The sequence below is a fragment of the Candidatus Leptofilum sp. genome, assembly GCF_965223285.1.
In the GTDB taxonomy this organism is placed as follows: Bacteria; Chloroflexota; Anaerolineae; order Promineifilales; family Promineifilaceae; genus Leptofilum.
The window spans coordinates 78,207-99,971 of record NZ_OZ244997.1 but is presented as its reverse complement, the minus strand read 5'-3'; the positions used below and the strand labels follow the sequence as shown (position 1 = coordinate 99,971).

Annotated in this window: 22 protein-coding genes; 12 read left to right on the top strand and 10 right to left on the bottom strand. The window is 50.3% G+C overall.

All coding sequences use genetic code 11. The annotated features are described in order from the left end of the window. Positions 1–68: 68 nt before the first annotated feature. Positions 69–929, bottom strand: coding sequence for a polyphosphate kinase 2 (ppk2, locus tag ACOQPU_RS00955; protein ID WP_420643266.1), 861 nt, complete (start codon positions 927–929; stop codon positions 69–71). A gap of 251 nt (positions 930–1,180) precedes the next feature. On the opposite strand from ppk2, the gene ACOQPU_RS00950 reads away from it, so the two are divergent. The 4 genes from ACOQPU_RS00950 (at position 1,181) to ACOQPU_RS00935 (ending at position 4,871) form a co-directional block, all read left to right on the top strand. Then, complete coding sequence (locus ACOQPU_RS00950) at positions 1,181–1,645, top strand: hypothetical protein (protein WP_420643265.1); 465 nt, start codon at positions 1,181–1,183, stop codon at positions 1,643–1,645. A gap of 301 nt (positions 1,646–1,946) precedes the next feature. Then, positions 1,947–2,468, top strand: a complete 522-nt coding sequence (locus tag ACOQPU_RS00945) for an HNH endonuclease (RefSeq protein ID WP_420643264.1) — start codon at positions 1,947–1,949, stop codon at positions 2,466–2,468. Between the two features lie 125 nt (positions 2,469–2,593). Beyond that, positions 2,594–2,821: a hypothetical protein gene (locus ACOQPU_RS00940; RefSeq protein ID WP_420643263.1), complete on the top strand. Its 228-nt coding sequence runs from the start codon at positions 2,594–2,596 to the stop codon at positions 2,819–2,821. Positions 2,822–3,239: 418 nt separating this feature from the next. After that, positions 3,240–4,871 (top strand): ribonuclease J, encoded by a 1,632-nt coding sequence (locus ACOQPU_RS00935; RefSeq protein ID WP_420643262.1) that lies wholly within the window; start codon positions 3,240–3,242, stop codon positions 4,869–4,871. 87 nt (positions 4,872–4,958) lie between these two features. Here the strand turns inward: ACOQPU_RS00935 and ACOQPU_RS00930 are convergent, their stop codons facing one another. Continuing rightward, positions 4,959–6,242, bottom strand: a complete 1,284-nt coding sequence (locus ACOQPU_RS00930) for a hypothetical protein (protein ID WP_420643261.1) — start codon at positions 6,240–6,242, stop codon at positions 4,959–4,961. A 231-nt stretch (positions 6,243–6,473) separates the two neighbouring features. On the opposite strand from ACOQPU_RS00930, the gene ACOQPU_RS00925 reads away from it, so the two are divergent. From ACOQPU_RS00925 to ACOQPU_RS00915, 3 genes are all read left to right on the top strand, one after another. After that, positions 6,474–7,877 (top strand): RtcB family protein, encoded by a 1,404-nt coding sequence (locus ACOQPU_RS00925; protein ID WP_420643260.1) that lies wholly within the window; start codon positions 6,474–6,476, stop codon positions 7,875–7,877. A 49-nt stretch (positions 7,878–7,926) separates the two neighbouring features. Beyond that, positions 7,927–8,883 carry a hypothetical protein gene (locus tag ACOQPU_RS00920; protein ID WP_420643259.1) on the top strand — a complete coding sequence of 319 codons (957 nt, stop codon included), beginning with the start codon at positions 7,927–7,929 and terminating at the stop codon, positions 8,881–8,883. A gap of 141 nt (positions 8,884–9,024) precedes the next feature. Next, entirely contained in the window at positions 9,025–9,210 is a 186-nt protein-coding gene (locus ACOQPU_RS00915; RefSeq protein WP_420643258.1) for a hypothetical protein, read from the top strand. Between the two features lie 100 nt (positions 9,211–9,310). Here ACOQPU_RS00915 and ACOQPU_RS00910 read toward each other — a convergent pair whose 3' ends face one another. From ACOQPU_RS00910 to ACOQPU_RS00900, 3 genes are all read right to left on the bottom strand, one after another. After that, positions 9,311–9,676 carry a PepSY domain-containing protein gene (locus tag ACOQPU_RS00910; RefSeq protein ID WP_420643257.1) on the bottom strand — a complete coding sequence of 122 codons (366 nt, stop codon included), beginning with the start codon at positions 9,674–9,676 and terminating at the stop codon, positions 9,311–9,313. An 88-nt stretch (positions 9,677–9,764) separates the two neighbouring features. After that, on the bottom strand, positions 9,765–11,165 hold the full coding sequence (locus ACOQPU_RS00905; RefSeq protein ID WP_420643256.1) for an ATP-binding protein: 1,401 nt from the start codon (positions 11,163–11,165) through the stop codon (positions 9,765–9,767). A 5-nt stretch (positions 11,166–11,170) separates the two neighbouring features. Next, positions 11,171–11,845, bottom strand: coding sequence for a response regulator (locus tag ACOQPU_RS00900; RefSeq protein WP_420645881.1), 675 nt, complete (start codon positions 11,843–11,845; stop codon positions 11,171–11,173). A 34-nt stretch (positions 11,846–11,879) separates the two neighbouring features. Between ACOQPU_RS00900 and ACOQPU_RS00895 the strand changes: the two genes are divergently transcribed. Beyond that, the gene (locus tag ACOQPU_RS00895; RefSeq protein ID WP_420643255.1) at positions 11,880–13,091 is read left to right on the top strand and encodes an alpha/beta hydrolase family protein; all 1,212 of its coding nucleotides are present in this window, start codon (positions 11,880–11,882) and stop codon (positions 13,089–13,091) included. Between the two features lie 35 nt (positions 13,092–13,126). Here the strand turns inward: ACOQPU_RS00895 and ACOQPU_RS00890 are convergent, their stop codons facing one another. Next, positions 13,127–14,482, bottom strand: coding sequence for a C39 family peptidase (locus ACOQPU_RS00890; RefSeq protein WP_420643254.1), 1,356 nt, complete (start codon positions 14,480–14,482; stop codon positions 13,127–13,129). Positions 14,483–14,586: 104 nt separating this feature from the next. On the opposite strand from ACOQPU_RS00890, the gene ACOQPU_RS00885 reads away from it, so the two are divergent. The 4 genes from ACOQPU_RS00885 to ACOQPU_RS00870 all read left to right on the top strand — a co-directional run bounded on the left by ACOQPU_RS00885 (position 14,587) and on the right by ACOQPU_RS00870 (position 16,897). Further along, positions 14,587–15,387, top strand: coding sequence for a DnaJ domain-containing protein (locus ACOQPU_RS00885; RefSeq protein ID WP_420643253.1), 801 nt, complete (start codon positions 14,587–14,589; stop codon positions 15,385–15,387). A 98-nt stretch (positions 15,388–15,485) separates the two neighbouring features. Then, complete coding sequence (locus ACOQPU_RS00880; protein ID WP_420643252.1) at positions 15,486–15,947, top strand: hypothetical protein; 462 nt, start codon at positions 15,486–15,488, stop codon at positions 15,945–15,947. Between the two features lie 102 nt (positions 15,948–16,049). Continuing rightward, entirely contained in the window at positions 16,050–16,448 is a 399-nt protein-coding gene (locus ACOQPU_RS00875; protein WP_420643251.1) for a hypothetical protein, read from the top strand. Positions 16,449–16,510: 62 nt separating this feature from the next. After that, positions 16,511–16,897, top strand: a complete 387-nt coding sequence (locus ACOQPU_RS00870; protein WP_420643250.1) for a VanZ family protein — start codon at positions 16,511–16,513, stop codon at positions 16,895–16,897. Between the two features lie 174 nt (positions 16,898–17,071). Here the strand turns inward: ACOQPU_RS00870 and ACOQPU_RS00865 are convergent, their stop codons facing one another. The 4 genes from ACOQPU_RS00865 to ACOQPU_RS00850 all read right to left on the bottom strand — a co-directional run bounded on the left by ACOQPU_RS00865 (position 17,072) and on the right by ACOQPU_RS00850 (position 21,749). Then, complete coding sequence (locus tag ACOQPU_RS00865; RefSeq protein ID WP_420643249.1) at positions 17,072–19,444, bottom strand: NACHT domain-containing protein; 2,373 nt, start codon at positions 19,442–19,444, stop codon at positions 17,072–17,074. 248 nt (positions 19,445–19,692) lie between these two features. Next, positions 19,693–20,445, bottom strand: coding sequence for a segregation and condensation protein A (locus ACOQPU_RS00860; RefSeq protein ID WP_420643248.1), 753 nt, complete (start codon positions 20,443–20,445; stop codon positions 19,693–19,695). 34 nt (positions 20,446–20,479) lie between these two features. Beyond that, on the bottom strand, positions 20,480–21,016 hold the full coding sequence (locus ACOQPU_RS00855) for a double zinc ribbon domain-containing protein (protein WP_420643247.1): 537 nt from the start codon (positions 21,014–21,016) through the stop codon (positions 20,480–20,482). A gap of 331 nt (positions 21,017–21,347) precedes the next feature. Further along, a complete protein-coding gene (locus ACOQPU_RS00850; protein ID WP_420643246.1) occupies positions 21,348–21,749 on the bottom strand; it encodes a response regulator in 402 nt (133 codons plus the stop codon). Positions 21,750–21,765: the final 16 nt, after the last annotated feature.

The following is a 21,765-nucleotide window of genomic DNA, read 5'->3' as shown; positions in this document are numbered from 1 at the left end:
TGTTTACGATTCCACTCACTTTGAGCTTATAGCGTTGTACGGCCGTTCTCCACCTTTTACAGCAACTGTTAATCTGTCTCTTGCGTGGGGTACAGATCCGGCACAAAGGTTTGCTCGTTCATTGGGGGCCGGATATAGCCAGACTCTTTTTTACGAGGTGGTAGCTCAATGGTGGGTGGGGTGATGTCTTCATAGTTGATGGAGCTGAGGATGTGGTTGATGCAGTTAAGCCGGGCGCGTTTCTTGTCGTCTGAGGGCACTACATACCACGGGCATTGCTTGATATCGGTGTGGTCGAACATAGCGTCTTTGGCACGGGAATATTCAACCCAGCGATTGCGCGACTCGACGTCCATTGGGCTGAGCTTCCATCGCTTAACGGGAGTTGAAAGGCGCGATTGGAAGCGGCGTTCCTGCTCTTCATCGCTTACAGAGAACCAATATTTCAGCACTGTAATGCCAGAGCGAACCAACATCCGTTCAAATTGGGGGCAGGAGCGTAAAAATTCCTGATATTGATGGTCGGTGCAAAAGCCCATCACGCGCTCAACCAGCGCGCGGTTGTACCAACTGCGGTCAAACAGCACAATCTCGCCGCCGGCAGGCAATTGGGCCACATACCGCTGAAACCACCATTGGGTTTTTTCGCGGTCGCTCGGTGTGCCCAAGGCCACGATGCGACCAATGCGGGGATTCATCCGTTCCGTGATGCGTTTGATGACGCCGCCCTTACCGGCTGCATCCCGCCCTTCAAACAAGATGACCACGCGCAACCCTTTATCTTGTACCCAGTACTGCAATTTGATAAGTTCTTCTTGCAGGCGGGTTAGCTCTTTTTCATAAAATGCCGTTTTGAGCTTGCCGTTCTTGCGCAGGATGGATTTTGGTTTGGAAACGGCCGTTTCCGGTATCGTACTTTCTTTGCCCATGATCGCCTCCTCATTTGCTTGGATAATGGTTAGAAGTTTGCTCTAAAAATAGTACACAATGCCTATGACCCTTGTGCTGGCGGTCAGAATATTTTAGACTTAACGTTACTGTAAGGTTTTTCGTAAGGTCAATTTTAGCAGATAATGGCTCTGCTAAGCCTCACAAATCGGAAGATGTATTCACCATAGCGCGTCCAACATTGGTTTCTGGTTCAGTATAACATATAACTTTAGCTCGGGAGGTGCCTGTAATGATAAGATCGTTTTCTCCAGCGGCAACGACAGAATCTGCTTGGCATTATTTGCCAGTTACTCCAAATACCTGGCAGCGGCCACGAAGTTATCCAACCGAAGTGCGACGAATTTTGTTGCCTGTTCAATATGAGAACCTCACCGATATGGTTGTGACATCCGTCTTGGATTTTGCCGCAAAAATCAAGATGGAGTTGGTGCTTTTGGTTGTTTGTGAAGACAACAAATTTGACCGAGAGCTGTTATTTTCTGCATTGCGGGGGTTTCGGGCACATGCGCAGCGGTTTGGCGAGGTGTCTCTTTCCATTAATACGGCCGTTGGCTACAATGATGATACCATTTCTCATTATGCAGATTCTTATGGTGTGGATGTGGTTATTTTGGCCAGCGACCTTTCTAAATTTGAGCCAAAAGGAAAAGAGCACTTTGCTGTGTGTGCCACCACCTGGCAGCCCTTAGTCTAAACAAATCGGTTAAGCTCCCCACCCTCCTGTAGGCGTGGCGCGTGTAATTCTTGCACGTGCCACGCCTTTTTGTTTTGCGACCTTAACAATCAGTTAACCGCATTTTTGGTACTTTATGGTAAAATTCGCCCGAATTTGGCAGGTCAATTGTGAAAAATTTAGCCAATGCGCAAGATGACAACTGCTAAATTCATGAGAAGTTGCGAGTAAGATCAGGCTTTTCATTGTTTACATAAAAAGGTTTTGCAGGTTTTACGGGCTTGATCGATTTTGCGGATCGGTCAATTGCAAGGAGAAGAACATGGTTGCAGTCCTGCTCTTGAATGCAAGCTACGAACCCCTGGCAGTGATTCCAAAACGGCGTGCGTTGTCTTTGCTACTGCGTGAAGTGGTAGATGCGGTTTCTGAAGAAGTTGTGGCCCTATCCGGCGCGGCAACGACCTTGGAAATCCCTACCGTGCTGCGTCTGCGGCGGTATGTGAATGTGCCCAAACGGGGTGCTTCCTGGAGCCGTCGGGCCGTGATGCGCCGCGACAGCTACACTTGTATTTATTGCGGTGTGCAGCCTGGCAATCGGAAAAACGGCCGTATTCTGCGCCACGCCGATTTTTCTGTAGACCATATTGTGCCCAAAAGCCGCAACGGCCGTAATTCCTGGACCAATACCGCCTGTGCTTGCTCCCCTTGTAACAACCGTAAAGGCAATCGGCTCCCCCATGAGGCAGGGATGCAGATGCGTTGGGAACCGAAAACGCCCCGTGTAGATTACCTGGTTGCCTCCGGCAGTATTCCCGAAGAGTGGAAAATCTACCTACAGATGTAGTTTGGTTTGTGTGACATTGATCGAACCTGTGCGTGCCGTTCTTCACTGTTGAAGAACGGCCGTTTTTTTTACACTGCCTCACAGATTGCAGTAGCTTTGTAATGTGTGGAAAAGGAAGTGAACAAATGGCAAAAGCTGAATGGATTAAACTGGGCACCAAGAATTGCAGTTTTGTGAATGGCGAGGTTGAGCTTTTTGAGAAGCGCGTTTACCCGGTTGGGTTGATGAATAAAGGTGGCGAAGAGTATCGCGTTTTAGACCGCAAATGTTCGGCTGGCTACCAATGCACCCACATGGATGACCCGTGTGTATGGGTAGAAAAGGACGGAGACGGCCGTTTATATAACCGTTAAGCTGAACCAGACCGTTACAATTGAATGACTCTTTGGCGACCTGTCTTGCTGGCAGGTCGCTTTTTTGTGGCCTAGGTTGCCCTAAAAAATGAGAAAATTGCCAATTTAATGACAATCTTATTCGACTATGCTATTCTTTGCTTCGTGATTAATAAGTAACAACGCTTGCCAACCCTGCCTGATTCCAACTTTTGTACGAAGAACTCCTTACGAGCCATCGCCCTAGTTAGACACAGTTTAGGAAAGACCCCCGCAATGTTTTGTGCTGTCTGTTTTTGTGAACAGCGTAAAAACCTATGCGGGATGGCGTCACAAAATAAATTTTGGGTACAGTCGTTTCGGCCGTACTTTATCGAGAACACAAATTTCAGACTGCTCCTGGCTACCGAGCAGCAAAGGATATAGATAGAAACGTTTTATGAGTAAAAATTTGAAGATTATTCCCCTGGGCGGCCTGGGGGAGATTGGTAAGAACATGACAGTAATGGAATACGGCCGTAACATGATTATCATCGACTGCGGGGTAATGTTCCCCGAAAGTGATTTGTACGGGATTGACCTCGTTTTGCCAGACTTCCAATACGTACTGGACAACAAAGAGATTTTGCGCGGCATCGTGCTGACGCATGGGCATATGGATCACATTGGCGGCTTGCCCTACCTGCTCAAGCAGGTGAACGCGCCTGTTTGCGGCACCGACCTCACGCTGGGCATGGTTGCTGGCAAGCTGGAAGAAGCGGGCATTCGTGAACAGGTAACGCTGGAAACAATTGATGACACCCAAACAATCCATCTTGGCCCGTTTCGGGTGAGCCCGTTTGCTGTGGCGCATTCCATTCCCGCTTCTGTGGGGTTGGTGATTGATACGCCTGTTGGTGCCGTGGTGCACACAGGCGACTATAAGCTGGACGAAACGCCTGCGGGTGGCCGCACTACTGATTTGAAGCGGTTAAAAGAGTTGACTCCCAATGGCGTGTTAACCTTGCTAGCCGACAGCACCAATGCAGATCGTCCAGGGCGTACCCCGACTGAACAACTAGTAACAGACGCCTTAGATGAGTTATTTGCGGAAGCAAACGGCCGTCGCATCATCATCGCCACCTTTTCATCCGTGTTGGCACGGTTGCAGGAAATCATTAATTTGGCTTACAAATACAATCGCAAGGTGGCGCTTACGGGTCGCAGTCTCAAGCAAAATGTAGAGCTGGCCCGCAATTTGGGTTACCTCAAGATTCCCAAGAAGCTGTTGGTAGACATTCGTGCCAACGTGCCGGAGAGTGATTTGGTAATTTTGTCTACTGGCTCGCAAGGTGAACCCCGCTCTGCCCTAAACCGCATGGCCAAGGGGGAGCACCGTGAAGTGGAAGTACACAGCGGTGACACTATCATCATCTCTGGCGGCACCATTCCTGGTAATGAGGAAGACGTGGGCCGGATGCTCAACAATCTGTTTAGCCGGGGTGCCAACGTGGTGTACGGGCCAATGGCGATGGGCCACGTTTCTGGGCATGGCAATCAAGAAGATATGCGGATCATGCTGGAGACGGTGCAGCCACGCTTTTTCATTCCGGTGCATGGCGAAACGCGCCATCAACATTTGCACGCACAGTTGGCACAAAAGCATGGCATAACCGCCAACAACATTTTCATTCTGGAAAATGGAGCGGTTTGGGTCAGCGATGGCGAACAAGCATCGCTGGAAGATGCTGTACCAGCCAACGATGTGTACGTAGATGGCTCGCTGATTGGTGAAATTGGGGATTTGGTGCTGCGCGACCGGGAACGGCTGTCGCAAGATGGCTTTGTGCTAGTGTACGTTCCCATCGACAAGCGGCGCAAGCTGGCAGGGGATGTGCAGCTTATCAGCCGGGGCTTCTTGCGTATGGATGCCTCTCAGGATTTGATGGATGAGGCGAAGCGGAATTTGAAGCGGGCATTAAAGCGAAACGGCCATTCCCACGACGACACCGTCCGCGAAACGTTAGAAAAGTTCTTCTACCGTCAAACCCAATCTCGCCCGGTCATTCTCCCCCACATCGTCCGCATCTAAAATTCTTAGAAGTTCAACTTCTCAAAGAAGTTGAACTTCTTGGGTAGCGAAATTGTCAGATCAAATAAGCTTGCCAGATTTTGTAATCTAATCTTGGAAAAAGATAGTGTCTAATTTTCCTTTAGTCTTCACTCGCCCTGATTTTGTTTTTTGGGTAACAGAAAAATTGCTTTTATCTTCAATCCAAAGCAATATGGATTTGCGAAGAAGCTGTTCTAGTTTCTTGACATCTTCTTCGCTCAATTCGTATTTGCTTCCATGAACAATTTTGCTTCTCATTCCATACATTTTTCTTAGAAATTCAAAAGTCTTTTTCCTCATCGCCCCTGAAGATAAAAGAAATGCAACCCTTAATGAAAGCCTGAAACTCAGTTCCGCGTTTCCATCCGGAAGATATAAAGCTTCTAGTCCGATCATATAATCAATAAGCCGATCTTCTGGGCTTCTTCGCTCTATCCCTGAGGAAAGTCGCCTTTTTGCAACCAAGAACCGGCTATCTTCTTCTCTGCAAAGAAAATTAAAAACCTTACGAAGTGTAGCGATTTCATTAGCCTCAATATTGCACTTCCCTCCCACAGCAATATTTTCATAAAAGGGGGATCTCTCAGTTACGCCGCCATGAGGTTGGAAAGTTATACTTTTAGATTTTATTCTATGATCTCGATAAATGGCTGATGGTTTTAGAATCCTCAATGAATCAATTACTAGGTCAAAGAGCAAGGGTGACTCATGTTGTTCATTGAAGATAACATTCTGGTCTATTTCTCCAGGGTCACCGATTATTTTTTTTGCTTCATAATCTCTTTCTATTACAAACATCGAATTAGAAAATGCAGTATATGGTTTATACATTCTTTCGATATACTTTTCATAATCAGTTTGTTGCAAAAATCTGGCTATTGGCCTCCTGATTGTTACCCCATGCCCAAGTGCTAACTCGCTGTCAGCAAATGAAAAATTATACAGGTTTGCTGAATCTTTATATACTAAATGGTCAGAATAAAAAAAATCTTCAAACGATAAATATTTCTTATCGAACACACTTTGATCGTACTGATTTGATTCAAGATAAATCTGTTTTAAGAAACCTAAAATGCATGTTTTTTCATCTGCCACAAGACTATAATGACTTCTAGTACCAACCAATTGACCTAGTTGCTTTTGGATTTTCTCATCTTCTGCCATTATCTTGCAGCATAAATCAAATTCAGGAATCTTTGCAATTTGCTTATCAAGCATGGTTAGCATAATTGCAACATATTGTTTATCATCTTCGAATCTGTCATCTAACCGCAACCCATTCTCGTAATAAGGGTAAATAATCTGTGTTAGTGATTTAAGGCTTTCTCTTAGCTGGCTGTTTTTGATCATATTTATTTACTGTAACTATTTCGATTCTAATGCTTTCGGGATGGTGGCAAGGCTTGTGGTTGATTGTACTTGCTCCATAAAATTCTTCAAAAACTTTGTGAATTCGAGCATGGAATTAAGAAAAGCTTCTTGTTGAAGATAATTTGTAATTGGTGTCAATTGGTCGTCATCGCCACGCACAACCTGTTACAATATTTGTGTGGAAGGTAAACGCAAGGGGATTGATGCGCGATGAATGCACGAAAATTTGCACGGTTGGGTGTGCCACAGGGGGAGGCAATGCGGCAGGCAGGAACGGCCGTTCGCAATGCCCGCAGCTTTGGTATTCCCAAACGTGATATTCCCCAGTTGATTACGGCCGTTGTCGAAAACCCCGCCAACCATTTGCAAGATGAACTGTTTGGCGACCTCGCTGCCGCCATCATGATGCACGAGCAGACGCAGCCCCGCTTCAAACCCCGCCAAGAACCCGCACCGTTCCAAATTTGGGGCGAAAACCTCGACGAAAATTCCATTAAGCAGATGAAAAACGCGGCGCAGCTACCCGTCTCTGTGCGGGGTGCGCTGATGCCAGATGCTCATCTGGGGTACGGGTTGCCGATTGGTGGGGTGTTAGCGGTGCGCAACGCCGTCATTCCCTACGCGGTGGGCGTAGACATTGCCTGTCGCATGAAGATGAGCGTGTTGAACCTGTCGCCCCATACGCTGCGCGGCGAGCAAAAGCGGCTGGCCAATGCTATCGAGTATGAAACGCGCTTTGGCATCGGGGCCAATTTCCGCAAAGGGGAGCGGCGCAATCATCCGGTGATGGAGGCGGATTGGGGGGTAACGGCCGTTACTAAACGTCTGCGTGATAAAGCGTGGGCGCAGCTAGGCACCAGCGGCAGCGGCAACCATTTTGTTGAATTTGGCATTCTCACCATTTTGAATAGTGAACTTGGCTTGCCCGCTGGCGAATATCTGGCCTTGCTGAGCCACAGCGGTAGCCGAGGGGCGGGGGCCACGGTGGCCAACCATTACAGCAAGTTGGCCATGGATTTACGCCCTGAACTGCCCAAGGAGCTGCGCCATCTGGCTTGGCTGGATTTGAAGAGCGATCCTGGCCGGGAATATTGGGCAGCCATGCAGCTAATGGGGCAGTATGCCGCCGCCAACCACGCCTGCATCCACCAGCACGTTGTGAAAGCACTCAACGCCAAGGTACTGCTGGACGTGGAAAATCACCACAACTTTGCCTGGCAGGAGCAGCACGATGGCGAGACTGTCATTGTGCATCGCAAAGGGGCGACGCCAGCAGGGGCGGGGGTATTGGGCATCATTCCCGGCTCGATGGGGGCACCCGGTTTTGTGGTGCGCGGCTTGGGCAACGAAGCGTCGCTTCAATCGGCGGCGCACGGGGCAGGGCGGCGCATGAGCCGCAAAAAGGCAAAACAATCATTTACCTGGTCTGAGGTGAAGAAATTTTTGCGCGAGCGAGACGTGACGCTGCTTTCTGCTGGTTTAGACGAGGTGCCAATGGCGTACAAAGATATTCATGAGGTGATGGCAGCCCAGGCAGATTTGGTGGAAACAATGGCGCGGTTTGATCCTAAGTTGGTGAAGATGGCTCCGGCGGGCGAACGGCCGGAAGACTAAATAATTGTGAATTGTGAACGGTTAATTTTTAATTGTTAATGAGGGCGTTTTGCTGCGACGAATTTTAGGCTTGCTACGGCCGTCTCCCGCGAATAAAACAACTTTTGTGCCACCCGTGCAGCCAAAGGTGCTGTTAGTGATTCATAACCCGCGCGTGCCGTCTTACGGCGGGCGGCGGCTGCACGAGGTAATGCGCTGGCAAAACCCCGACGATCTGGTTGGACAATATATTTTTGATGTGAATGTAGCCAGTCATGGGTATGTGAATTACAAAATTGCGGAGCGCATTGAAGTAGATGGTTTCCCAGTGAAGCAAGATGGCTTTGTTTATGATCCAGATACATATGTGCAGCGTTTTGTAACCAGAACTGGCTTTCATCAACCGGATGGGGTGGATTACGGCCGTATCCTCCGGGAGTTCAACATCATCCCCAAAATCAACGCTGAAGCCGTTGATGAAGTGTGGCTCATGGCTTTCCCATATGCTGGCTATTATGAGTCGCGCATGGTGGGCAAAGATGCCCTTTGGTGCAATGCGCCGCCGCTCCTTGAGCCACAAGTACAGCGTCGCTTTGTGATCATGGGCTTCAGCTTTGAACGCGGGCCAGGGGAAATGCTGGAAAATTTAGGCCATCGGGTGGAATCCATCATGAGCCACGTCTACCACCGTCAAAGAGGGGAAGCCAATTTGTGGGACAAGTTTATTCGCTACGACAAAACGCATCCGGGGCAGGCAGAGTGCGGCAACGTGCATTTTGCCCCCAACAGCACGCGGGATTACGATTGGGGTAACCGGCAAATGGTGCCCAGCCGCAGCCATACCTGGCTTAACTTCCCAGACCTTACTGGCACGCCAAAGTTAGTAAATTGCCGTGAATGGGGCAATGGCGATATTCGGCAACACCATTTGTGGTGGCTGGGGCATTTACCTCATGTCGCTGGCCAAACGCGGGGCGTTGCGCACAACTGGTGGCGGTACATCATTAATCCCAATTTTGTGCAGTAAATTCTAAAAACCACGGTCCTGTACGGTATGTACTAGTGACTTCCCTTACGAAAAACCTTACACTCTCATTATTCTTACGGATAATCTTACGGAAATATTGAGTAGCTGTTTTACAAATTGAAGTTAAGAGAAGATACCGGAGTGACCACTATGACCATCATCATGACCTTTACCGCCCTATCCTTTGTAGCTTCTGCTTTGGTTGTATCGGCTTGTGCCTTGTCTTCACGCTTGAGCCACCGAGAAGGGTTTGAGGAGTGCTATGCCGAGCAACTGGAACCCGCTCAGGTATCCGCCAAATCAGTTACCCCATTTTCTGTGAATTAACCTTATTGCGCCACCTCTGTTTGGGAGTCTTAATACGGCCGTCACGCTGCGTGACGGCCGTTTTGCTTTACCAACTTTTTCCGCTTAACTCTTTTCTCGGCTAATCGTCTTCATCATCTTCGGGGGTGTCGGGGCCATCGTTGGCATCATCCCCGTCATCTTCCAGCTCTGTTTCCAGAATTTCGCCAGTGGCGGCATCAATTTCTACCTCCATGCCGTTGTCAAGCTGCACCTCGTACACATCCAGGCCGCCCTCACGCTCTATTTTCACATCCGTGGCGGTTGCACCGGGGCTTACAGCCTCAGCAGCAGCTTTGGCTTCATCGGGGGTGAGTTGGCTTTGCTGAGCATTGGCACTGCGCGGCGCGTTCATCAACACGCCGACCAGTACACCCCCCAAAAGGATGCCGGTAACCAAAAGGGCAAAAATTGTTCGCTTTCCAATCCAGTTTATTTTTTTCATCATTGCCTCCGTATGCAGATAGGTTGATTGTCAGTGTAAAAGCAAAAATTAAGAGAACGATGAAGGATGTTTAAGAAAGCGAATTGCGGTGCTAAACGGCCGTCGCCGGTAAAGTAACAATAAACGTGGTTCCCGCTTTAGGCTGACTGGTGACGCTGATTTCTCCCTGGTGAATTTTGGCAATCTCCTGGGCAATGGCCAATCCTAAACCGGCACCCTGAAGGCTACCCGTTTCGGTGCGCGTGCGGGCGGCTTCAGCGCGGTAAAAGCGGTTGAAGAGGTGTGGCAGGTGTTCTGGGGGGATGGGTTGCCCGTTGTTGTGCAGCGTAATGATGATATTGGGTAGGGCTGTTGCTGCCTTGAGCGTGATACGGCCGTTCACTGGCGTATATTTAATCGCATTGTCCAGCAGATTCAGGAACAGCCGAATGAGCAAATCGAGGTGGCCGTGAAATTGCAGATCGGCAGAAATATTGGTATGGATTTGAATTGATTTTTCTTGGGCCAATGGCCGTATTTGGTCCAGCAGCGCATTGAAAAAATCCGCCACAATGATGATTTCTGGGGAGAGTGGTAGCTGATCTTGTTCCAATCGGCTTAGATAAAGCAGGCTACTGCTTAAGTGTATGAGCCGCTCCACCTGTTGAGACATCGCTTGCAGTGTATTTTGGTAATCTGCTACTTGGCGAGGGCGGCTGAGCGTCACTTCTAGCTGTCCCTTAAGAGCTGTGAGCGGGGTACGCAGCTCGTGGGCAGCATCCCCCGTAAACTGCTGCTCTCGCCGGAAGGCTGACTCCAAGCGATCCAGCATGGCATCAAATGTTTGCGCCAAACGGCCGATTTCATCCGCTGGCCCCTGGTGTTGAATGCGTTTACTCAAATCTTGCCCGCTGCTGGCTTGGGCCGTTTGCGTCATGCGATCCATGGGGCGCAGAGCTCGCCCCGCTAAAAAGTAACCGCCCAATCCTGCCAGCAGCAACGCCAGGGGCAAGCCCAGCAAAATCTGGTTGCGAAATGCAGCCAACGTGTCTTGCACAGGTTCTAACTCTTGCGACACTTGCAGCCAGCCTGTTTGATTGCTGCCTGGCAGACCTACAGGCAAATTATAACTGCGCCACATTTCTGCCCGATCGGCAAGGGTAAACGGCCCAGCTCCTGAGGGAAGAATAAGTGGTATATCGTCGTCACTGGTTAGCTGATCGAGAAGTTCGCCGCTGTCACTCAACAGGCTGATGGCAAAATCGTCGTCGAGGCGGCGGCTGAGGGTTTGGCTGTTGGGGGTAGATTGAAAAGCAAGACGGCCGTCTTGCTCCACGACCATCACCTGTGCCTGAACCGCGGCCAATTCCAGAGCGGTATCCATCTGGTTGAAAAGCGTGCGCTGAAGTTGAAGATATAAAAATCCGGCAAACAGCAGCAGCAGCAGCCCCAACACAACCAGATACCACAGGGTGAGGCGAAGACGAATGGGAAGAGGAAACGGCCGCTTCAACACAGCTATCCTTCATGGCGCAGGCAATATCCCACGCCGCGCACCGTGTGAATAAGAGATGGCTCCCCTGATTCATCAATTTTGCGGCGTAGGTAACCAATGTACACGTCTACCACGTTTGATTCATTGTAGAAATCAAAATTCCACACGTGTTCCCCAATTTGGGTGCGGCTAAGCACCTGGTTGGGATGGCGCAACAAATATTCCAACACGGCATATTCGCGGGGGCTTAGATCAATGAGACGGCCGTTTTTCTCCACAATGTGCCGAGCTGTGTCCATGCGCAGATTGCCGATTTGCAGAACGGTTCCAGTTTGTAGCGGCGGGCGGCGTAATAACGCCCGTACCCGCGCCAGCAGTTCTGGGAAGGCAAACGGTTTTACCAGGTAATCATCGGCTCCGGCATCTAACCCTTCTACCCGATGATCCACCGTGTCGCGGGCGGTTAGCATGAGGGCGGGCGTTTTGTGGCCGTTGCGGCGCAATCGTCGCAATAGCTGAATGCCGTCTAGTTTGGGCAGCATGATGTCCAGAATCAGCACATCATACTCGGCGGCCAGGGCATAATCTAGTCCCTCGCGCCCGTCACGTGCCACATCCACAGCATACCCGGCTTCGCTAAGCCCCTGGCGCACAAAATTGGCAATGGTGGGTTCATCTTCTACAACTAAAAGGCGCATAAGATGAAGTGTAGCAGAGCCGATTAAGAAAATCATGAAGGACGGCCGTTCCATTTTTTGTTACACTCGCCAGATGAAGGTTTGGTGGAAACGAAACTGTTTTTTCCTGTTGATTAGCTGCTGGCTGGCCGCTTGCGCTTCCCAGCCCGTCACCCCGAACGACTTGCAGCCGCCGACCTTTGTACCCCAGCCGCAGTCTGAGCCAGAACCCACGTTAACGGTAGATGATGAAAAGTTATCGGTAAGCAGTAACCATGTAGAGGCGTTGCCAGCAACTGCAACACAACCTCCAAGCTCCAATCCTTCGGCAAACTCAGGTCAGGTTCTCGAATCTCCTACATCTGTGCCGCCTACCGCAACCTTGCCACTGCCCACGCCAAATCCTTATGCCGATTTGACCATTGAGGCATTGACGGCGCGGAGCTACGGAGGCGGGGAATTGGAGATCATCGACACGCTGGAGGAGAACGATCTGTTTACACGTTACCTGATTACTTACCCCAGCGACGGACTGACCGTTTATGGTTTCATGAATGTACCCAACGAGGGTACCGATTTCCCCGTGGCTCTGGTGCTGCACGGCTATATCGATCCGGCCGAATACGACACGTTGGCCTACACCCAACGGTATGCAGATGCGCTGGCAGAGGCAGGTTACTTTGTCATTCACCCCAATTTTCGCAACTATCCGCCGTCAGATGCGGGGCCAAATCCATACCGGGTTGGGTACGCAGTTGACGTGCTGAACCTGATAGCGATTATTCGGGAGCAAAGCCAGGACCCGCTGGGCTACCTGCGGCGGGCGGATGAAGATCGCATTCATTTGTGGGGGCACAGCATGGGTGGCGGCGTGACGTTACGAGTTCTCGCCGTGAACAATGAGTCTTATTTGCGTGCGGCCGTTCTTTACGGGGCGATGAGCGGTGACGAGCGACAAAACTATGAGAAAATCCTGGTTTGGTCGGGTGGGGCAACTGGCTCGTTTGAACTGGCTGCCAGCGATGCTCAATTGGGGGAAATCTCTCCCATCTACTTTTTAGATCGCATCAAGACGCCGATTAGCATCCACCACAGCGAGGCGGACGAAATCGTGCCCATTATCTGGAGCCAGAATTTATGTGAGCGGCTGCGGACACTGGAAAAACCAGTGGAATGCTTCACCTACTACGCCACGCCGCACACCTTTCGCGGCCAGGCAGATGATCTGTTCATCGAGCGCGTGACTCGCTTTTTTGATGAAAATTGAATTTGCCACCGAGGGTACGGAGGAAAAGAGGGTTTTCAGTCTGAAACGGCCGTTTCCAAATTTGGGTTCAGTTCTAAAGCCCTATCTAACGCGGCAGCAGCGGCCGTTTCATCCCCCAAAGCTGTGTAGGCATAGCTGCGATAAAGGTACGTTTCTTCCACATTCTGACCGCCTTCTGTGGAGAGGATGGCATCTGAAAGCGTGAGTACGTCGTCGATACGGCCGTTTGCCAAATACGCCTCATACGGTTCAAACTGGTACCACAACATGCGCCACGGCAAGCCCACGGTACGCGCCTGGTCAAAAGCCGCCGCCGCACTCTCCGGCAGTGACGGATCGCCGACGAGGTTAGAAAGATGCACCAAACTGCTGCCTAGATTGAACCAAACGTAGGGATTGTCTGGTTGACTCACCGTCAATTCCTGATTGGCTATGGCAGCCTGCGACCACATAGTGACGGGATCATTGAGTTTTGACGGTAGCAAAGCCAGAATATCTGACTCATCCTCCGGCGGATAGACGAGAATGAAGGTGTGGTTGAACTGCTGCCAAAATTCGTGAATGGTTTCGTAGCTGTCGCGCCGCCCGCTGCCATCCCATGGCCCCAAAAATGTATCCAGGCTAATGAACTCCTGGCTGCTGTCATCATAGCCAACCAGCGTGAGGTAATGTCCCATCCACCCTTCCCAAGCATTGGGGTACAGCCCTTTTTCGATGATGACTGGGTAGCCCGCAGCGATAAGCTGCTTGAGCAGGTTCACATCTCCGCCCACAAAGTAACGCGCCCCCATTGATGTTTCATTATTGACATAATCCACTAATTCCCAAGGGCTCACATTGCGATCATCGTAATTAGGCTTGATAAGCCCCCCGACGTCAAGCTGATCCACCACAACACCATGATACCCCAAGGTGATGGCCAGGTTGGCGGGGCCGCAGTTGTTGAATTTTTGGGGGATAATGTCGATATTCTCCAGGCGAACGGCCGTTGGCAAGGGCGTGACGGTTGGCGGCAGGGGGGCGTTGATAGCTGTTGGTTCCGGTGAAGGCGATTGGAGAGCCTGCCCTGAGCTTGCCGAAGGATCGGAGATTGAGGATTGGGGCGTAAATGTGGGAGGCAAGGTAGCTGTCGGGGATGGCGTAATCGTTGGCTGCAAAATCGCTAGCTGTTCACTGATTACGGCTAACTGATTACTGTCAGCAACGGCCGTTGGCGCAGGCAGGGCTGTCGGCAGCGGCGTGGCCACCAAAAAAAGTAGCCGATTTGGCACAGCCTTGGGATAACGGGCGTGAGTGGCCAGGATGAGGCGCGGGTACAGCAAGTAAAGACTAATGCTGCCCACTAAAAGCAGCCCAATCAGACCCAGCCACAATATCCGTTTGCGCGTCATGCAACCATTGTACTTGAGATTTTGGGGGTAAAGGATGAACAGTTGTTGAGGAAAACCCAGGGCCAACTACTTCACACAAAACTGTTTTGCGGTAAACTAAAACTATGTCTCACTTCGCTGAAAGCACAGCCGAAAAAGTAAAGCGGCTTCGTCAGGAGCTGGATGCCTTGCGCCTGGAACTGGCCGAGGCAGAGGCCGAGCTTAACAGTCAGCTTGAGGACGTAGAAGCATTTGAGTTTCGCTTTGAGGCGCACGTGGGGCAGCTTCTAGACCAGTTGGCGACGCTGGAATCAGAAGTAAACAGCTATCTAACGCGCATCAAGCTGCTGCGCCACCAGCAATCATTTGCCAATTCAGACGCCACCTTTGAGCCCGTTGAGGAACAGTTCAGGCAAACGTGGCAGCAATCGCCAGAAACGGCCGTTCCCAAACCACTACCACCCCCACCAGCCGCTACCCAGGCTCAGCTCAAGAAAATGTACCGCCAACTGGCTCGCCAATTCCATCCAGATTTAGCCATCGACGAGGCTGACCGCCAATATCGTACCGACAAGATGGCGGCGATTAATGATGCCTACCAGGCGCAAAGCATGGTGGAGCTAATGGCCTTGGCAGAAGAGCTAGAGGCTCACCAAAGCCGACGGCAATCTGAGCAGCCGCCAGACAAAGAGATGGCTCAAGCACTTCAGGAGGAGATTGAGCGGTGCCGCCGTCGCCTGCGTAGCATTGATAATGAGCTGCAAAATTTACCCAATCGCTCCATGGTGGATTTGGCACTGCAAGTGAAGTTGGCACAGCGGGAAGGGCGCGATTTGCTGGCAGAAATGGCGGAGGAACTGGAACGTAAAATTGCCCGCAAAACGGCCGAACGAGATATGCTTCGTGCCCAATTCAACAGTTTGTAGCCCAGCATTAGTTGGGAACGGTACAAACTTCCTCTGGTGAAGACGGCCGTCTCATGCCAAAATAAAGCTGTCCAAAATCACAACCAAGAGGCAGAAGTATGTCAAAATCCGCAGAAATTGAACTAACTCATTTGAAAATGTCTATCCGTTACCTGATTGGCTTGCTTGAGGAAGGCTCCCTGGTGCCCCGTTATGACGAAGCCACCCGTCGAGAGATTGGTGTTGTCTTGCAGCATCTGCTGCACAAGGTAGAGGGGTTGCCGGATGGTGTACCTGATAATTTGGTGCAAGGAACGGCCGTACGTGCCCTGGTAGAAGCTGCCGCTGATCATGATGAAGCTGCCCAACAAGAGCAAGCAGACTTTCTGGAACGCCAAATGTGCGAGGCAGAAGCGTGGGCATCTATTCATGGACACCAGCTAGAGCCGTGGGAACAAGTAGCTGGCTCTGTAATGGAGTACCAAACTTCCTGTGAAATGTGTGGTGGGTTTATTTATGTGAGCCACAACAGCAACTACAACCTGCTGCTAGAAACGTGCGAACGAATCAAACAAGAATGAACGTTTCTTGGGATTTGCTTTGAATCATCTAAATCTTGCTTGCGTATTCAGTCGGATCAACTAACATAGATTTATAAATGAATGCAACAGGCAAATAGTTAGATGATAAAAACAGAAACTACCTGGAATGACAGTGGCTACGATTGTGACCATTGTGGTGGGCAAATTCTAAAGCGAACCGATGTAGAAACAGGGCAACCCGCCCGCGTTTGTTACCAGTGCCAGGCATGTGGCTGCCAGTGGCAACTAAGCGGCGACGTGATGCGCATTGGCAACCTGAATAGCTGCCGCCGCGCCCAGCGCGTTCGTGCTAAATCGCAAGTGCAAACCGGTATTGACCCAATAAAGCTGCGGCTCATTGTGGTGGGTACCGTTCTTTTTTTAGGCGCAATGGTATTAGTTGGTGGCCTCACCGCCATTCGCTTTTTGGTGCCAATAGGGCTGGCCGCGTTTGTTTTTTGGACGATTTACCAGATGGGTAAAGAACGTATGTGGTGGTAGGTAAATCACAAGATGATTTTAAGAATAAGCGGACACGTTTGCTGTGACTTGTAGGGGGTAGCTTGAAAAGGTGGATTTTGGCCCAGAGAGGCACCTGGTGGGGGCGATGGCTGCCATTGCTATTGGCGATGGGGGTCATTTTTTTTGCCTCGCATCAACCAGCGGTGGATTTGCCTGATTTTGGGTTGTGGGATTTGACTTTCAAGAAGCTGGGGCACTTTTTAGCGTACGGCGTCCTGGCTTTGTTGGCTTTTCGGGCAGTGTTGGATTGGCAACGGCCGTATCTCACCACCTTCCTTATCGTGTTTCTCTATGCACTCAGCGATGAGTTCCACCAAACCTTTGTCCCTGGCCGCAACGGTACGTTGGTGGATGTGGTCATTGATATGTGCGGAGCACTTTCCTGCCTATGGCTGTTGCATCGGCACGGTTGGGCAGCAACAGCATGATGAGCACCCTGCTTTGGGCAGGTCTTCATACTCCCGCTGTTGCAAGCGTCCCGCCTTGCCGCTTAACTTGACTGAATGAATTGCGTGGTAAGTAGCAGATGCTTGCATGGTAGACGGCCGGGGCCTATATCCACGATTTGATTTAGCATCCGCATTCGGTAAACCGGTTACCGTTTAATGCTCTTCTTGTTCCCCAGCAAAATAGGGCAACTGAGCGGCAAAATGCTCCAGAAGGGCGCGATGAACAAAAAGATACCCCCCACCAGCACGACGCATTAGAATTTGGTCCACCATGGCGTCCAGAAAATCAACGAGCTTTTTGTCCCGCAATGGATAAGGTAGCATATTCGCCCGTGCCATCAACCAACGTACTATATAATGTTGAACTACCGCCTCTCCGCCAAAGTTTAATAGCCCAATATTCACTCCAGAAACTAACCCATGAATCAGACCAAAGAGTATTACAAATCTCAATCCGACACTGGGGCCAAGCCTATACCCGACAATCAGCCCAACCAACATCCCGACACTTAACATGAACAAGAGCCCATAACTTAACCCATACAAAATCCCAAATAGGCAACCATTGCTTAGGGAACTACGTATTCCTTGATTTGGGAGTAAACGTTTCCGCGTTTCTTTCACTTGATAAGAAACATGCAATCCAAAACCCAATCCAACACTCACTCCTAGTATTAACAGGAATCTCAATCCGAACGTAGGGCCAAAAAGCACTCCATAAATAATAGCAAACAGCAGGACCAAAAAAGGGCTTTTGGGTTTGCTTTTGATAACAGATTTCAGATCCCGGTAAACAGGAAGGCGCCATGTCAGTTCTTCAATTAATGTAATTGATTCATTTTCCTTCCAGTCAAATCGCCCAAAATAAAGTCCAGACACCAATCCTAAAAGCCCAACAATTCCACCATATTCAGTATATACCCCAATCATTAGTCCATATAACATCCCAACAAGTCCTCCCATAAGCCCGGTGGTCAGCCTAAAAATCATCCCATAAATTTGCCTATAGCGTCGAAATAGATCAGGGATAGGTAACCAAGTTGGTTGTAGTCGCTCAACGTAAAAGACACTCACTTGGTGCATCCCCATACTACTTGCCAACCAAGTCAGCCAATGGCGAACCTCGGCCTCGCTATAAGAGTGACTGGCAGTTATTGAACGGCGATGGAACATAGCTGTCACATAGGTATCAATAAGATGCTGGCGACGGGCTTCCACGGTAGTCATGGCTTGTAAGTCAGTCATACTTTTTCTTTGGTAAGCTAAGACCATCACGTTTAGCAGCAACGGGCTTTGGGTTAATTCGCGCAAGGTAGGATCGGTTTTCAACATCGCCCGCACCGCTTGCATTTCCAACCCTGGCTGGCCCAAAAAGTCGTCTACCTGGGCATCGGTCAGTGGCTGGATGCGAATGGCCGCCCCCAGGTGCAGACGGTTGTGCAGCACCTCGTAATCCTTAATCCGGCTGCACACCAGCATTTCCACCGGATAGGCTGCCTTAAACGCATTTATCGCCGCAATGCAACCATCGCGGGCATCGGCAGCTACTTCGTCCAGGCCATCTAGCAGGTACAGTAGCTGGTTTTGGGCAATCCAGCTTCGTCCCAGTTCCCGCGCCACGCCATACTGCACAAATATTTCCTCAACCAACCATTCCACCAGCGGCGGTTTCTCCTGCGCCCAAGAGGACAAATTGAGAACAACAGGCATCGGTTGGTTAGGGTCATCTTGGGCCAGCTTCACCAATTCCTCGGCCAGTTGCAGCATCGTAATCGTCTTACCGCTGCCGGGGTCGCCCAATAGGAGCAGGCTGCGACCATTTCGCTCAAAAACCTCCCGAATCGATTGCTCTTGGGGAATTGTCTGGTCGCTTTGCCCCGTTTGTTGCAACACCATCCTCCAGGCCCGCTGCGGCACAGCATCCGGCTGGTAGCTCAGGGTCAGCTTCAAAACTTCCCGGTGCAACGACTGGTGCAAAAAGCCATCAATCCAGGAAGATTGCACCAAATTGAGGAAATTAGCCCGGTTACGGTCATCGTGGGCAAAAGTTTGCTGGCCGGGGTTCGGCCAAATGACATGCGGGCGCAGTTGCTTAAGTTTGGCATGAAGTTGCAGCAGTTGGTTGTGGTGTTGGGCATGTTCCAGCAGAGAAACGATTTTGCCATCTAACGTTCCCCCAGCCAGATTGTCAAACGTAATTCCCAAATCAAAAACCAAACTACGCAGCTCTTCCAGCGCAAAGTGGGCATTCATTTGCTGCCGCCATTGGACCAAGGGTTGTGGGTCGGGGGGCAGGGGTTGGTAAGTTTGTTTGTTGGTTGGTTCGTCTGTTTGTTGGCGGGCGAGGAAGCGGTTGGCAGCCCACAATCCGGCTAAAAGTACACCAACGGCTACGTAAACAGCTTCAAAGCCTCCGCCGCTGTCGTACCACTGCCACAGGGCAACGGCCGCTGCTAGGCCAATGATGATCAGCAGCCCCCAGGTGAGCCAATAAAGTCTTTTGCGCCAAGTCGCAGAGAGATTCATAATTGCCTTTAGGCGCTATTGTAGCAAGAAAAAGGGGTGGCGACAGGAATTAGCCACTCAAAAATGCCACTTCTCGTCGCAAACCCGTCATTTCGACCAAAGGAAGAAATCCTCGTGCTGCGGGCAGGTCTTCACTCCCGTGCTGCGGCAGGTGCCCCGCCTTGCCGAAGGCCGCATTGGGGCAGGAGGAAAAAAACGAGGCTCCCACTTCCCGAATTTGGTTAAGAGTACAGGGCAAATATGGACGGTCAGGCAACGGTCGTTTCCACATTTTCTGGCATTTCGGGATTGGCACGTAACTCAATCCGACCAAAAAGCTCCGATTGGCTGGCCGAAATCTCGCGCCGCTTGATGAGTTCCAGCACGGCCAATAGCGTAATTGAAATCTCTATGCGGCTGGTGTCTGCTGAGAGCAAGTCGGTAAAGCCAAAGGCGGTGCCTTGCTTGGCTCGCTGGCGCAATCTGCCAATTTGCCCTTCTATAGTGATGCGGCGCGGCTGCACGATGGCTACACTTTCTTCTAAATCCTCTACCCGCGCCAGGGCATTGCGAACGGCCGTTAACAACGAATCAATCGTCACCCCGCTCATGTCCAGTCGTCCTTCTAGCTTGGGGGGCGGGGCGACCCGCAAGTAAGTGCGTAACCCCTGTTCTTCCCGCGCGTGCAGCCATTGGGCCGCCTGCTTAAACTGCTTGTACTCGCGTAGCTGACGCAGCAACGCTTCTGCTGGATCTTCCTCTTCTTCTCCCTCTATGATGATGGGCGTTTGCGGCAGCAATGCGCGGCTCTTAATTTGCACCAGCCGCGCTGCCACCACCAGAAAATCAATCAGTTGCTCGATCCGATTTTGCTTGAGCTGTTCAATTTGTTCCAGATATTGATCGGTTACTTTGGCGAGGGAGATGACAGTAATATCAAGCTCTTGGCGCTCGATGAGGTGGAGTAGTAAATCCAGAGGGCCAGCAAAGCTGGGCAGGTCTATAGTGTATGGGCGAGACATGCGCCCTATTGTAGCCCGCCTTGCCGTGTCCTGCCTACAAAACGGCGAAAGCGGTGACGATTAAAATAAAGATAGAGAGGACGAAGACGGCCGTAAAGATGAGCTGCTGGTCTTGCTTCTTCTGGGTGGCTTGCCGTTCCCTAATGGCCTGTACGCGCGCTTGTTCTTGTTCTAATAACGTAGCCATGCGCCGCTCAGAATCAGCCTTTTCTTTTTCCTTGAAGAATTCGGCTTCGCGCATTTGTTCATCCAGGCGGTTCATGGTGGTTTGCTTGTTATGTAAATGGAGCAGCTGGAAAATATCAAGCGCGGCACCGCAATCCTGGCAATATTCAGCACCAGACCAATTTCTGGTATGGCATCTTTCGCAGGTTCGGGTCATGGCTGTGCCACAGGCGCGGCAAAAGCCACTGTCCACTTTATGGTATTCGCCACAGTTCGGGCAAACGTGGCCATCTAGCAACAGTTGGCTGCGGCAGGCAGGGCATTCTAGGTGCTGTCCTTGCTCTTTTATGTTGATGGGATGTGTGCAGCTGGGGCAAGCCAGTTGAACCAGAATTTCGTTGCTCATGGTGTTGTTTCTTGTGAAGTAATTTTCAACAAATATCTTGAATACCAGCCTAGCAAATGAAAATTACTTTCAGGAGAACAAAAAGAGCTAACAGGCGATTTGATTTCAAGTTACTTTTGTTCTCCACAAAAAGCGGGAAACTAATTTGAAATAAGTAAAGCTGTTTCTCCCGCTTTTACCTGAGTAAATCACAATTTCGCGGTTCAATTTTATCGAGATACCTTTTGTGATTTACACCTAATCTTTATAAAAAGAGTATAAAGATTGGCACACCAAAAAGATACAGGAAGAAAGTATCAAACTGCCTTACATTGGGGGAAGCAAAAGCGAGCTATGCTTTTTTGTTTTGACTGGCGAGTTTTTGAATGGTTTGCACCACGTCTGGAAAATCGAATGGTTTGGGCAGGAATTCAGCCCCGATTTTTTGCAGGGCTTCTTTACTGGGAGCAGGCCAGGCACTTACGAGAACAAACGGCCGTTTTTCACCCTGATTCCGCAACTGTTCTGCTAACTCCAGACCTGTCATCTTTGGCAGGCGAATGTCAAAAAAGAAAAGGTCGATTTCTTTTAGCTCAGGCCCGTCAACCTGCTTTAGCAAATCCTCGGCACTCATAAAAACAGGCTGAACCTCAATACCAAACAGCCCCAGACCGCTCACCAAAAGCTGGGCGATGCTTGGTTCATCTTCTACATAAGCGATTTTTACAGTTTCTTGCAGCGTGTCATTGAACATTTAGTCCTCACTTGCT